General features: G+C 58.6%; 7 protein-coding genes. 4 read left to right on the top strand and 3 right to left on the bottom strand.

All coding sequences use genetic code 11. The features are described 5' to 3' along the window. Positions 1 to 157: 157 nt before the first annotated feature. Positions 158 to 1,549 carry a dermonecrotic toxin domain-containing protein gene (locus ACIOWA_RS16705; protein ID WP_401160798.1) on the bottom strand — a complete coding sequence of 464 codons (1,392 nt, stop codon included), beginning with the start codon at positions 1,547 to 1,549 and terminating at the stop codon, positions 158 to 160. 251 nt (positions 1,550 to 1,800) lie between these two features. Here ACIOWA_RS16705 and ACIOWA_RS16700 point away from each other — a divergent pair, with 251 nt between their 5' ends. Further along, positions 1,801 to 6,636, top strand: coding sequence for an NEL-type E3 ubiquitin ligase domain-containing protein (locus ACIOWA_RS16700; protein ID WP_401160796.1), 4,836 nt, complete (start codon positions 1,801 to 1,803; stop codon positions 6,634 to 6,636). A 3-nt stretch (positions 6,637 to 6,639) separates the two neighbouring features. Here ACIOWA_RS16700 and mnmC read toward each other — a convergent pair whose 3' ends face one another. Then, positions 6,640 to 8,619, bottom strand: coding sequence for a bifunctional tRNA (5-methylaminomethyl-2-thiouridine)(34)-methyltransferase MnmD/FAD-dependent 5-carboxymethylaminomethyl-2-thiouridine(34) oxidoreductase MnmC (mnmC, locus tag ACIOWA_RS16695; protein WP_401160794.1), 1,980 nt, complete (start codon positions 8,617 to 8,619; stop codon positions 6,640 to 6,642). 172 nt (positions 8,620 to 8,791) lie between these two features. Here mnmC and pap point away from each other — a divergent pair, with 172 nt between their 5' ends. After that, positions 8,792 to 10,306 (top strand): polyphosphate:AMP phosphotransferase, encoded by a 1,515-nt coding sequence (pap, locus tag ACIOWA_RS16690; RefSeq protein ID WP_339431130.1) that lies wholly within the window; start codon positions 8,792 to 8,794, stop codon positions 10,304 to 10,306. Positions 10,307 to 10,409: 103 nt separating this feature from the next. Next, complete coding sequence (locus ACIOWA_RS16685; protein ID WP_339431131.1) at positions 10,410 to 11,594, top strand: thiolase family protein; 1,185 nt, start codon at positions 10,410 to 10,412, stop codon at positions 11,592 to 11,594. A 65-nt stretch (positions 11,595 to 11,659) separates the two neighbouring features. Here ACIOWA_RS16685 and ACIOWA_RS16680 read toward each other — a convergent pair whose 3' ends face one another. After that, positions 11,660 to 11,854: a DUF6316 family protein gene (locus ACIOWA_RS16680; protein ID WP_339464831.1), complete on the bottom strand. Its 195-nt coding sequence runs from the start codon at positions 11,852 to 11,854 to the stop codon at positions 11,660 to 11,662. Positions 11,855 to 12,067: 213 nt separating this feature from the next. Between ACIOWA_RS16680 and ACIOWA_RS16675 the strand changes: the two genes are divergently transcribed. Next, complete coding sequence (locus ACIOWA_RS16675; RefSeq protein WP_339538261.1) at positions 12,068 to 13,027, top strand: DMT family transporter; 960 nt, start codon at positions 12,068 to 12,070, stop codon at positions 13,025 to 13,027. Positions 13,028 to 13,045 lie beyond the last annotated feature (18 nt).

The following is a 13,045-nucleotide window of genomic DNA, read 5'->3' as shown; positions in this document are numbered from 1 at the left end:
GTACTCGGAAACTGACCCCCCTCGTTAAGTGGAGTTTTAGAACGATAAGTTATAAGGCTGATTTTGACGCTATCGCTGCCGCGTAATAGGCGGGCGTTGATTCTTCGCCGCTTGCGGATAATTGGACGGATTTTCGACAATTTTTTTTGAATAATTGTCAGTCGGCGTCCACCGGCAAGCCGTGTTGTTCGGCATCAGGCGGGGACAATCGCTTTTTCAGATCCAGCAGCCGTGACAGGGCGTTGTACTTCTCGATGGCGGTCCAGCTTCCCAGACCGGCGAACACGGAGGCCAGCAATTCATCCGTGGCGTAAGTGCGCAAGCGCTTGCTGAAATCATGGGTTGGGCTGACGGATAGTCGTCCTTTCTCAGGCAGGGTATGCGCTTTGCGCCTATTGGCGTAGGCGGGTTCGTTGACATTGGCGAGCGGCACCGCAATGTCCCTTGCATCCGCGGACAATTTATCCAGATAGCGATCAAAGAAATGTTTGTACAGCCCTTTCTTTAGCGGGATAAACGTTATGTCGTTGACAAACGAAATGCTATTCAGGTCCATTGCCTCTATTTCATTTTTTTCGGTATTGGTTAGTTGAGAGACGAGGCGTGTCCGGAATTCTTTATTGGTCAGGAAGTTGACGGAGAATCGGTATTTTGTCTGGTCTTCGTTGTCGTCCTGGTAAAAGCCGTCACCCGGGTCGTTGGGTATGTATACGATGTTATGGTCTATTGGTGATTGATCGGTCCGACGGCAGGTGATCAGAACGGCATCTGTGGTGTACTTGCCAAATAACTGTATCGAATGCAGTTTTATTTTACCGTTATTGATGTTGTCGCCAGTGTAAATATCCCTGTTGCCTTTTGTCAGACTCAGCACGGTGAGAAGCCGGTTCAAAGGGAAGTCGGTTTTTTTAAAGTATTTCTCATAGGCGCTGAGTTTCATGTTGAATTTGTGCAGGCGTGTGCCGATCAGCTCAATGTTTGAAACTTTAAACGTTCTGGCGATATGTTTCTGGTATTGGCCTCCCAGATCCAGATTGCGACTTAGAGCCGCAAACTCTTGTGCCGATACCCTGATCGCGTCAGGGTCGTCAACGGTTGACTGGCCAAGGATGTCCAAAATCTCGCTGTCATTCGAGAAGTAACCGGGAGCCGCTTCTTCGTCGGTGAAGTTCAGCATCGCCGCCTGCAGCAGGGTACAGGTATATGACTCACCGTCCGCAGAGTTTGCAGGCGTGAGTCTGATGTTGTCGTTGATGCCGAATCGTGTCCCATGGGTTTGTAGCAGTTCACTGCGAAGTTCGCGTCTGCAGAAACTTTCCGGTGTCTCCAGCTTGCCTGCCAATTCATCAATATAAGTTTGGTAGGGCAGCGCTTCATCGAGCGTTGCGCGCAAGGCGGCCAGCCTCGTGGGATCTTCTTTTGCCATACCGTGGGTAATGAAACGTTGCACGGCAGTTGCCTTGTCCTCAATCTGGACGGCATCGGAAATGTTTGCGCTGGCATCAACGTCCGATACTGTGGTGGGCGAGTTGTTTGTTGGTAAAGTCATGCGGGAAGTCCCTTTCGTAAATGAGATGTCATGTTAGGTGTGTTTGTCGTGATGAAAACAGTTTTATTATTGAATGGTTTTGGGTGTGTTTTCGGTTGGTATTTGAATGTTTGATATACATATGTATTGCACGATTTTGTGTGGTCTGTGTTTGCTGTAATGTGATTAACCTGCGTCGGAGTCTTCTGTTTTAATTCCAAGTGGATGTGGATAAGGTTAACGCTCAAGCCTGCAATAAAGGACTATTGCCGATGACCACCACACAGAATAAATCCGCACCGCGTGCGCCGACTCAGAATGAAGTGCTCAGCGTTTTGCTGGAAGCCACAGGAGACCTGGACAACGCCGAGGCGCTGCACAAGAGCCTGCCCGCAATGCTGCTTAACAGTGCGACCAGCACGCTGGTCGCGCTCGATCAAACCGCGCGGGACCTGCTCACGATCCAACTCAAGGTCGAGAAGGATCTGCTCAAGCTCAAACCTCTGAATGCCTTTTGTATTGCTGAGTTGACCCGCGCGCTGAAAGCCAAGTGGCCGGCGGTCTTCGATGTTGAAAAAGATCTGCTGAGTTTGCCGGGGGTTGAGTGTGGTTGCTCGCCAGCCTCGACCGACCCAGAGGGCATTCAAACCTTTCCACATGCCACGCAGACATTGCTGCAAGCGGCGATGCAGAATTTCACCGAAGACGAGGAAACCGACAACTACCCCGAAGGCAGTCAGGTGCGGGTGAGCAGCGTACCGTCGGGCGTGGCCGGATTGACGCCGGCGTCGTTCGCCAAATTCTGTCGCGAACTGGACCTGGGCAAGCGCTATCAGGCGCATTTTCAGCAGGTGTTCGGCCTGGTGGACGACGCCGGTAAAGTGACGGCCACCCGTCCGATGACCCGCGACATCGCTGCGATGAAGAAACTTCTGCTGCAACTGGACATGTATTTGGCCGCAATCAGCCAGCACATCACACCGGCTAGCCTGCAGATCGTGCAGAGGCTGATCGCCGCTGACGGCGTGGTCTCGGCGAAAACCCTGCACTACAGCAATCGTCCATTAATGATGCACGGCATCGAGGTGCTCGACAGTTGCATCTGGGGGGTTGTGGTGTTTGCAGTCCGGTCGATCGAGTTATACCCGAACGAATGGTGTCTGGTGTACATGGCTAACGAGCCCGAGAGGCCGCTGTATGAGTACTCGAGTTTCACTGCGTTCAAGCAATACCTCACGCAAAAGCTGAGTGACAAGCGCTACCAGGACTACTTCGCCAACAGCATTGATGAAGATGACAAGGCAGACTTCTTCAAGACCTTCGCCGACACCGCCGATTTGGGCCACATCAGGCAGTTGCCCATTGCAGTGCCGCTGTTCGAGTTCATGGTGCAAAGCCATGTCGGCAAGATGCAGATCGACGCCCGCAAACTCGCCGTACCGACGGCCGATATTGATGAGGATGTGCGACGCAAGCGCTTGCTGGGTTTTCTGGAACTGGGTGTGAGCATTGCGACGGTGGCGGGTTTCTTCGTGCCGGTTGTCGGTCAGTTGATGATGGGTGTCGCGGTTGGCCAACTTCTGGCGCAAGTGTATGAGGGGGTCGAGGACTGGCAGCGGGGCGACCAGCAGGAGGCGCTGTCGCATCTGCTCAGCGTGGCGCAAGACATTGCGCTGATGGGCGTGTTCGCGGGTGGACAGAAGGCGGTGGGCACGCTGGGACGCAAGCTGGTTCGGGCCCATCCGGAGTTTTTCGGGCAGTTCACCGCGATTCTGGATTCGGCCGGTAAACCGCGCCTTTGGAAGCCAGATCTCACCCCGTATGAACATCGGCTTCCAGCCGGTATCACGATGGCCGATGACTCCGTCGAGTTGCATCCGCTCAAGGAAAAAACCGTCGGCCGGGTCGACTATGGGATGTTCTCCGGGTCACTCGATCCGGACACGAAGGTCTGGCATCTGGATCATCCCGAGCGCCCGAAAGCCTATGCTCCCGGGCTTGAGCAACACGTCGAGGGCGGCTGGCGTCTGGCGGCTGAGGATGCCGAAACGTGGAATAGCGCTCCCTACACCCTCAAGCGTATCGATCCGCGTCTGAGTGAGTTCCCGGATACGGATCTGGACATGATTCGCCGAATCAGCGAGATCTCCCACGATCAATTGCACCGGGTTTTTAACGATAATCTGGCCTTGCCTGCCCGGTTACGCGACACCGTGGAACGCCTGCGGATCGAGCGCCAGTCAAGCCAACTCACCACTGAGCTTGAGCGTGGGGAAGTTCACGCAGGTCAACCTTCGCAGGAACAACTGCACGGCTTGCCGCAGTTGCCAGGCTGGCCGACAGGCCGCTACATCGAGGTCAGCGATAGCGAAGGAGACGTCACGGCAACCTATCCCGCGACCAACACCCGCGTCCCTGCGCTCAGTGTGCAGGTCACGCAAGAGCAACTGGCCGCAGGGCAGTTGTTGCAGTCGGTGATCGATGGCCTGTCCCTGCGCGAGGTTGAAGCCATGCTGGGGGGCAAGGTCAGTGCCGGCTCGCAAAAGCCAGCGTTGGCGAAGAAACTGGGAGCCTTGTTCAGGGCTGAGCGTCGATCGGTTTTCGATCGTATGTATCAACGCTACGACCAGAGTGAGGCTGACGAGGTCAAGACATTACGCAGCGTGTTCGCCGACATTCCTGCGCGTTATGCTCAGCGCCTGATTGACCAGGCGCCGAGTGTCGAGCGTCTGCATTTGCGCTCAACCGGGCGCGTGCCTTTGCGCCTGGCGCAGAGAGTCCGCAAGGCCTCTGCCGCCGTGCGCCTTGACCGTGCCCTGAGCGGTTTGCTCGTGCCGCAGGTCGCCAATGCCGATAGTGAAAAACTGGCGATCCAGTTACTGCCCCGTTTGAGTGGCTGGGACCCGAATCTGCGCCTGACGTTGCGGGACAAGACGCTGAACGGGCCGGTACTGGAAGCCATCGGTAACGAAGCGGCGACGCCTTTGAAGACCTGCACACTGGTCAAGTCCAGTGGCGGCTACGAAGCCTTCACTGGCGACGGTAAATCCCTGGGGCGTGTGGCGTCGGAGCCAGACAACCTGTATGCCGCGATACTCAAGGCACTGCCGTCGGCTCAGCGTACAACCGCAGGTTTTGCTGACCCGGTGATCGCCGACAGTGCCCGATTGCGCAGCCAGTTACTGAACATTGCTCTGGACGAACGTGAGGCCAGTGCCCGGGTATTGACCACCGGCAAGTTCGAGCCGCTGGTCTCCGACCCCCCCTGCATTCAGGGCGATCATGCAATGCCTGAATCACCTCATCCACGCGCGTTATTACGTAAGGTGAGAAGGCTCTATCCCGGCTTTACCGAGGCGCAGGCCAGTGAGTTCATTGATCGGTCGGGCAATGATCCGCTGACCCGCGCTACACGGGTGAAAGGTTTGCGCCGTGATCTGGAGCAACTGCGCAAGGTGCTCGAAGTCTGGACGCAGGATCAGGCAGGCATGACGTTGATGGGGGAGGATTTGCGTGAAGTGCGGCACAGCCGCAAGACGGCGGCAGAGATGATCGAGGATGGGTTTCGGCGGCTTTTTCTGGCCACCGATGAAAGCGGAAAATCGATCTGTGTATTGAATCTTGACGGGATGCGGGTGGGGACGTTGCCCACGCTCCCGCCGGGGTTGAACTTCGATCATATCCAGCAGTTGTCGCTCAAGAACATGGAGCAGGGCGACGACCTGGTTTATTTCCTCAAGTCATTCAAGCACGCCGAGTCTGTGGACCTCGACGGCAACGCACTCACGCGCCTGCCTGAGGTGTTGTCGCACATGCCTGATCTGACCCGGGTGAGTCTGGCGGGTAACCGAATCAAACTGACCGAACATACACTGGTGAAGCTTGCCAACCTGCGCACACTGCACTCCTTGAATCTGAACAGTAACCCGCTGGGGGCGACCCCGGAGGTGGGCAAGATGTTTGATTTGCGTTCCCTGTGTCTGCGCGACACCCGCGTCACCGAGTTGCCCAAAGGTCTTGAACGCCTGCCACATCTGGATTGGGTCGATCTGCGTGAAAATCAGATCAAGCAGCTACCGGATTGGTTATTCAAGACCTCGCGACGTTTCAGCGAGGCGCTGGACCTGCGCGGTAATCCCTTGTCGTTAGCCAGCAGGACTCATCTGGCGGACTATCGAAACAATGTGGGTGTCGGTATGGGCTATCTGGAGAACGATAACGCGCGTCTCGATGAACAGAAGGCGCGCTCGCTGTGGTTCGAGGGCGGCGCCGGAGGGGACTGGGCCCAGCGTGACCGGATCTGGACCTTATTCAAGGAGGATCCCCGGGCCGAGGGCCTGTTTCATTTACTGGCGGAGCTGGGCAATACCGCCGACTCCGAAAAAGTCGCCAAAGACACCTGTCGACGTGTCTGGGCAGTGCTTGAAGCCGCCGAAACCGATGCAATCCTGAGTGAGCAAGTGTTCGACCTGGCCGCCAACCCGATCAATTGCACGGACAGCGCAGCCGTCAACTTCAGCCAGCTCGAACTCGCTGTGGAAGTCAACAAGATCACCAGGCTTGCCGGTGGCCGAGTGACCTCTGTACACCCGTTGCTCAAACTTGGTCGAGGCCTGTTTCGGCTGGACAAGCTGGATCAGATTGCCCGTGAGCATGCGCTTAACGATACCAGTGCTGATCCGCTGGAGGTGAACCTGGCTTATCGCATCGGACTGGCCGAAGAGTTCGATCTGCCGGGACAGCCGCGTCATATGCGTTTTGCCATCCTGGGCGGGGTGACCGAAGCCAATCTGGAGACTGCCAGGAACAGGATCAGTGTCGCTGAGCTGTCGTCCGAATGGCTGACGTTCCTGCTGCGTCAGCCGTTCTGGTGCGAGTACTTGAAGCGCACGTATCCCAGGCAATTCGCGAGCCTGGAGGAAACCTTTCCGGCGCGGCTGGACGCGGTGTTCGAACAGGCGAGCAAGCTCTCCACGGCCGATTACCTGAACCAGATGGACGTCATCAGGCTCGAACGGGAGCAGGCCGAAGAGGCTGTGCTCAAGCGCCTGACGGGAGAGGCCATTCGCTTGGGGGATCTGGGCCTCTGCGCAATGCCCGATGCTTGAGGTCTATTTGCCGCGAATCAGTTGGCGCAATACGAAACGGTTGGGGTGACAGGCCTCGGCCACGCTTCTTGGCAAGGGCAACGGTTCGTCGTTCAGCCAGGCGGCGAGCAGTTCGCCAGACAGCGGCGCGGTGATCAGACCGCGTGAACCGTGGCCGCTGTTGACGTATAGACCGTCGAGCCACGGGCAGGCGATGTCCGGTACTTGCCGGGCATCCTTGCTCAGCGCCGCGTACGCGTGAATGAACGCCGCGCGGTCGGCGAGCGGGCCGACAATCGGCAGGTAGTCGGGACTGGTGCAGCGCAAGGCGGCGCGGCCTTGAAGGGTTTCGACCGCCTGTTCGCTGATGTGCAGGCGAGAGACCAGATCGCTGGAAATCTCTTCTAGCATCGCCAGATTGCCTTGGTGTTCGGCGGTGGTCGGGGTCAGGTCGTCGCTGTTGAAATCGAAGCTGGCACCGAGGGTGTGTTCACCCCGTCGCGCGGGGGCGACGTAGCCTTCGGCACACACCACCGTCGTCAACGCCTGGCTTTGTTCAGTCTGCGCCAGGCGGGTGATCTGCCCGCGAATGCGCTTGAGTGGCAGCTCGGCGCTTTGCGCAAAACGCTTGATCTCGGCAGCACCGGCCAATACCACGACAGGCGCGCTGGCAAGCAAGCGGTCGCCGTCGAAGGCTTGCCACTGATCATCGACCTTGCGCAGTTCCAGCGCCTCACGGTGGCTGAGCAGTTCGATGTTCGGTTGTGTGGCCTGCGCCTGGCACAGCGCGGGCGGATGCACCCAGCCACCCTCGGGGTAGTACAAACCGCCGTGGTCCAGACCGACACCGGCGCGGGCCTGCGCCTCGGGCTGATCGAGCCACTGCAACAGATCCTCCGGGAACGCCGCGGCCAGCTGCGCGTGGCGCTCGGCTTCCTTGGCATTGAACGCCAGTTGCAGCACGCCGCAATCGTCCCAATCGGTGCCCCGTTGCAGGCTTTCGAGCAGGCGTCGGGTGTAACCGAAGCCGCTGATGATCAGTTGCGATAACGCCGTGCCATGGGCCGACAGTTTCAGATACAGCACGCCTTGCGGATTGCCCGAGGCTTCTTGTGCCACGGCCTCGTGGCGCTCCAGCAAACTCACTTTCCAGCCGCGTGACGCGAGGCTCGCCGCGGTGGCACAACCGGCAAGGCCTGCGCCGATCACCAGTGCCCGACGTTCACCGGACGTGGGGGCGGGGCGCGCGAACCAGGGTTTTTCCGGTGCAGGCGGGGCCACCTCCGACGGCCAGCCGAGGAACTCGCCGCGCAGGATTTCCCATTTGTGCCCGATGCCCGGCGTGCGCTTCATTTTGAAGCCGGCGGCGTTGAGCAAACGCCGCACCCAACCGGTGCTGGTGAACGTGCTGATGGTCGAGCCTGGCGCCGCCAGCCGAGCCAGTTCAGCGAACAGTTCGGCGGTCCACATCTGCGGGTTTTTCGCCGGGGCGAATCCGTCGAGAAACCACGCATCGATCCGAGCGTCCAGTTGCGGCAATTGCTCCAGCGCATCGCCGATCAGCAGCGTCAATGTCACTCGGCCATTGGCCAGTGTGATGCGCTGGAAGCCCTGATGGATCGCCACGTAATGGGTCAGCAATTGATCAGCCAGCGGCTTGAGTTCTGGCCACAACGCCAGGGCGCGTTTCAGATCGGCCGGGCTCAACGGGTATTTTTCGACGCTGACAAATTGCAGTCGGGCACCGACAGGGGCGTGTTGCTCGAACAACTGCCAGGCGCAGAGAAAATTCAGCCCGGTGCCGAAGCCCGTTTCACCGATGGCCAGGTGTCCATGTGCTGGCAACGCAGTAAAACGTTCGGCCAGACGGTTCTGTTCGAGGAACACATAACGGGTTTCATCCAGACCTGACTGGTCGGAAAAATACACGTCATCAAACACTCGCGAACGCGGGCGTCCCTGTTCATCCCAGTCGAGTTGGGCGTGGGGCAATACGGCTTTCATGGCAGGCTCGGCAACGACAAGGTCGCCATTCTAGCCGATCGCGCGCAGGGTGCTTGATCCGTGGCAAGGCTTGGCGCCGACGACTCGATGACAATCCGCCGCCCGCGGGAATTTCTGCGCCGTCCTTGTGCCCAATCCGCTAGTCTTGCTCAATCCTGGAAGGAGCTGTCCTATGTTCGAATCCGCTGAAATCGGTCACGCCGTCGACAAAGAAACCTATGAGGCCGCCGTCCCGGCGCTGCGCGAAGCGTTGCTCGATGCCCAGTTCGAGTTGCAGCAGCAAAAGCGTTTCCCGGTGATTGTCTTGATCAACGGCATCGAAGGCGCGGGCAAGGGCGAGACGGTCAAGTTGCTCAACGAATGGATGGATCCACGGCTGATCGAGGTGCGTACGTTCGATCAGCAGACCGATGAAGAGCTGGCCCGACCTCCGGCGTGGCGTTACTGGCGGATGCTGCCGGCCAAGGGGCGGATGGGGATTTTCTTCGGTAACTGGTACAGCCAGATGTTGCAGGGACGGGTGCATGGCCTGTTCAAGAACCCGCGTCTGGATCAGGCGATCGGCGCCGCCGAGCGTCTGGAAAAAATGCTCTGCGATGAAGGCGCGCTGATCTTCAAGTTCTGGTTTCACCTGTCCAAGAAGCAGATGAAGGCGCGGCTCAAAGCCTTGGCCGACGACCCGTTGCACAGTTGGCGGATCAGCCCGCTGGACTGGCAGCAATCGCAAACCTACGACAAGTTCGTCAAATACGGCGAGCGCATATTGCGCCGTACCAGTCGCGACTACGCGCCATGGCATGTCATCGAAGGCATGGACGCCAACTATCGCAGTCTGGCGGTTGGCAATATTCTGCTTGAGGGGCTGCAAAACGCGTTGAAGCGTTCGCAGATTCATGCCCAGGAGGTCAACGCAGCGCCGCTGGGCGCCCCCGTCGATCATAAGGGTTTGCTCGACAGCCTCGATCTTACCCAGCGTCTGGAAAAGGAAGATTACGAGGAGCAACTGATCACCGAGCAGGCGCGGCTGTCCGGGCTGATGCGTGACAAGCGTATGCGCCGCCATGCGCTGGTGGCCGTGTTCGAAGGCAACGATGCCGCGGGCAAGGGCGGGGCGATTCGGCGGGTCGCGGCAGCGCTTGATCCACGCCAGTACAACATCGTGCCGATTGCCGCACCGAGCGAAGAGGAGCGGGCGCAACCTTATTTGTGGCGTTTCTGGCGGCATTTGCCGGCGCGCGGCAAGTTCACCGTGTTCGACCGTTCCTGGTACGGCCGGGTGCTGGTGGAGCGCATCGAAGGTTTTTGTACCCCGGCCGACTGGCTGCGTGCTTACGGTGAAATCAATGACTTTGAAGAGCAGATCGCCGATGCCGGGGTGATCGTGGTCAAGTTCTGGCTGGCCATCGACAAGGACACGCAAATGGAGCGTTTCCAGGCGCGGGAAGCGATCCCGTTCAAGCGCTTCAAAATCACCGAAGACGACTGGCGCAACCGCGACAAGTGGGACGAGTACCGCACCGCAGTCGGTGACATGGTTGATCGCACCAGTACCGAGATCTCCCCATGGACGCTGGTCGAGGCCAACGACAAGCGTTGGGCGCGGATCAAAGTATTGCGCACGATCAACCGTGCGCTTGAAGAGGCGTTCGAGAAATCCGACAAACACGCGAAAAAGCACAAGGACTGAGCCAATAGATCCGCATACGCGAGGTGAATGATTGTCGCGGTCGTTGATGCGGTGGACTTATGCTCAGGTCCACTCTCAACCGACCACAACAATGAGGTATGCCATGCGTGAAGTGGTGATCGTCGACAGCGTCCGGACTGGCCTGGCCAAATCCTTTCGCGGCAAGTTCAACCAGACCCGCCCCGATGACATGGCGGCCCATTGCGTCAACGCATTGCTGACGCGTAACGACGTCGACCCGGCCAGTGTCGAGGATTGCATCGTCGGCGCCGGCTCCAACGAAGGTGCCCAGGGTTACAACATCGGCCGCAACGTAGCGGTGCTCTCGCGTCTGGGCACTGGCACCGCCGGCATGACCCTCAATCGTTTCTGCTCCTCCGGGTTGCAGGCGATTGCAATGGCTGCCAACCAGATCGCTTCAGGTTGCAGCGACATCATCGTTGCCGGCGGCGTCGAGTCGATCAGCCTGACGATGAAAAGCGTCAACACCGATCACCTGATCAACCCGTTGCTCAAGCAACAAACGCCGGGCATCTATTACACGATGGGTCAGACCGCTGAGGTGGTGGCACGGCGGTATGGTGTCAGCCGTGAAGCGCAGGATCGCTATGCCCTGCAAAGCCAGTTGCGCACCGCGCAGGCTCAGGCGGCCGGGCTGTTCGACGATGAAATCGTACCGATGTCGGTCAAGTATCGCGTCGAAGACAAGAACAGCGGTGATGTGCAGATCCTCGATGGCATCGTGGATCGTGACGATTGCAACCGCCCCGACACCACCTATGAAAGCCTCGCAGGCCTCAAGCCTGTGTTTGCCGAAGACGGTTCGGTGACGGCGGGCAATTCGTCGCAACTGTCCGACGGTGCCTCGATGACGCTGGTGATGAGTCTGGAAAAAGCCCTGCAACTGGGGCTCAAGCCGAAAGCGTTTTTCCGTGGCTTCACCGTGGCCGGTTGCGAGCCCGACGAGATGGGCATTGGCCCGGTGTTCTCGGTGCCCAAACTGCTCAAAGCCAAGGGCTTGCAGGTGGCTGATATCGATTTGTGGGAACTCAACGAGGCGTTTGCGTCGCAATGCCTGTACAGCCGTGACCGGCTGGAAATCGACAACGAGAAATACAACGTCAATGGCGGCTCGATTTCCATTGGTCACCCGTTCGGCATGACCGGGTCGCGGCAGGTCGGCCACCTGGTGCGTGAGTTGCAGCGGCGTGACCTGCGTTACGGCATCGTCACCATGTGCGTGGGCGGCGGGATGGGCGCGACGGGGTTGTTTGAGGCGGTGCGTTAAGACAGTTAGAGGGTGTTCACCACACAACCCTGTGGCAGGCTTGCTCGCGAATGACGTGACTCGGTTTATGTGTCGCAGCTCATAAGCTGCATTCGCGCAATGTAAGCCTGTATTTCTTTGTCTATCTGTTCAGTGCTCTCGAACGGCCCCTCAAGGGTATTTTCCCGAGTGCTGAAGAACAGTTCACCGTTGACCCGACACACCCGGTCGCTGCGAAAGTGTGTGGCAGGGGCGGGGTCTTGCCTACGCATGCCTAACATGACGGGGCTCCTTGAGGGTTCTTGTCGGCGAAGTGATTCAAAAAGCTTATGCCTGAATCACTTGGGCCGCCCGCTCAGCCGATCAACGGGGTCGCGTCAATTTAATACGGCGACCTGCACAGTTTTATTCGCGCCCAGGCCCCAACTGTCCCTGTGTCGCCGTCGGTGGCGCGCCTAGAATGAGGACTCTCGTCAGCAGGCCTTGAGGTTCGCATGCACATTTCATCCGGTCGCTGGGTTTACGGTTTATGCCTGGCGCTGCTGACTGCGTTTCTGTGGGGCATCCTGCCGATCAAACTCAAACAGGTGTTGCAGGTGATGGATCCGATCACCGTGACCTGGTTTCGCTTGCTGGTGTCCGGCGGGTGTCTGTTCATTTATCTGGCCTCGGTCAAGCGGCTGCCGAGCCGCAAGGTGCTGGGCCCCAAGGGTGGCTGGTTGGTGCTCATGGCGGTACTGGGGCTGGTGGGTAACTACGTGTTGTACCTGACGGGGCTGAATCTGCTCAGTCCCGGCACGGCGCAACTGGTGGTGCAGATGGGGCCGATCATGCTGCTGATCGCCAGTCTGTTTGTGTTCAAGGAACGCTTCAGCATCGGCCAGGGGATGGGGCTGGCGGTGTTGCTGATCGGTTTTGTGTTGTTCTTCAATCAGCGATTGGCCGAACTGCTGACCTCGCTATCTGACTACACCGCTGGCGTATTGCTGGTGTTGCTGGCGTCGACCGTCTGGACTTTTTACGCGTTGGGCCAGAAGCAATTGCTGACGGTGTGGAATTCGCTGCAGGTCATGATGGTGATTTATCTGTTCTGCGCGTTGCTGCTCACCCCTTGGGTGCATCCGCTCGAGGCGCTGCAACTGAGCCCGGTGCAGCGCTGGTTATTGCTGGCGTGCTGCATGAACACGCTGATCGCTTATGGCGCGTTCGCTGAAGCGCTGGCGCACTGGGAGGCGTCGCGGGTCAGTGCGACGTTGGCGATTACACCGCTGGTGACGTTCGGGGCGGTCGCGATAGCGGCCGGGATATGGCCGCAGTATGTGCATGCCGAGCAGATCAATGCCCTGGGCTATGGCGGGGCGGTGCTGGTCGTGCTCGGTTCGGCGCTGGTGGCGTTGGGGCCTTCATTGATTGCCGGGTTCAAGGCACGGCGGATGAAGATGGCAGCCAGCTAAACGGCGTCATCGTTCTTC

It is taken from the genome of Pseudomonas sp. NPDC087614 (assembly GCF_044743485.1).
In the GTDB taxonomy this organism is placed as follows: domain Bacteria; phylum Pseudomonadota; class Gammaproteobacteria; order Pseudomonadales; family Pseudomonadaceae; genus Aquipseudomonas; species Aquipseudomonas baetica_A.
The sequence above is the reverse complement of the archived record's forward strand: the minus strand, read 5'-3'. Positions and strand labels throughout refer to the sequence as shown.

Coding starts and splice junctions, on each gene's coding strand:
- ACIOWA_RS16705 (WP_401160798.1), bottom strand. CDS start 1,549: ATGACTTTACCAACAAACAACTCGCCCACCACAGTATCGGACGTTGAT.
- ACIOWA_RS16700 (WP_401160796.1), top strand. CDS start 1,801: ATGACCACCACACAGAATAAATCCGCACCGCGTGCGCCGACTCAGAAT.
- mnmC (WP_401160794.1), bottom strand. CDS start 8,619: ATGAAAGCCGTATTGCCCCACGCCCAACTCGACTGGGATGAACAGGGA.
- pap (WP_339431130.1), top strand. CDS start 8,792: ATGTTCGAATCCGCTGAAATCGGTCACGCCGTCGACAAAGAAACCTAT.
- ACIOWA_RS16685 (WP_339431131.1), top strand. CDS start 10,410: ATGCGTGAAGTGGTGATCGTCGACAGCGTCCGGACTGGCCTGGCCAAA.
- ACIOWA_RS16680 (WP_339464831.1), bottom strand. CDS start 11,854: ATGTTAGGCATGCGTAGGCAAGACCCCGCCCCTGCCACACACTTTCGC.
- ACIOWA_RS16675 (WP_339538261.1), top strand. CDS start 12,068: ATGCACATTTCATCCGGTCGCTGGGTTTACGGTTTATGCCTGGCGCTG.